General features: G+C 48.3%; 1 pseudogene. It reads left to right on the plus strand.

Annotation, left to right across the window (positions count from 1 at the left end):
- A pseudogene (locus GMD6S_RS11645) lies at positions 1–530 on the plus strand (DNA-directed RNA polymerase subunit beta); the annotation flags it as partial.

The raw sequence follows: 530 nt of genomic DNA on the forward strand, positions 1-530 counted from the left end.
GATGCTCTTAAAGACCTTGACGAAATGGGTATTATCCGTATCGGTGCTGAGGTTAAAGAAGGCGATATCCTTGTAGGTAAAGTCACACCTAAGGGAGAGAAAGACCTTTCAGCTGAAGAACGTCTCTTGCACGCTATCTTCGGAGATAAGTCTCGTGAAGTGCGTGACACTTCTCTTCGTGTACCACACGGTGCCGATGGTGTTGTTCGTGATGTTAAGATCTTTACACGTGCAAATGGCGATGAGTTGCAATCTGGCGTTAACATGCTGGTTCGCGTCTACATCGCTCAAAAACGTAAGATCAAAGTCGGAGATAAGATGGCCGGACGTCACGGAAACAAAGGGGTTGTCTCTCGTATCGTCCCTGTAGAAGACATGCCTTACCTTCCAGACGGAACTCCAGTCGACATCATGTTGAACCCACTTGGGGTACCATCACGTATGAATATCGGTCAGGTTATGGAACTCCACCTTGGTATGGCAGCCCGTACTCTTGGTATCCACATCGCAACACCAGTCTTTGACGGAGC

This window comes from Streptococcus sp. GMD6S, from assembly GCF_000297015.1.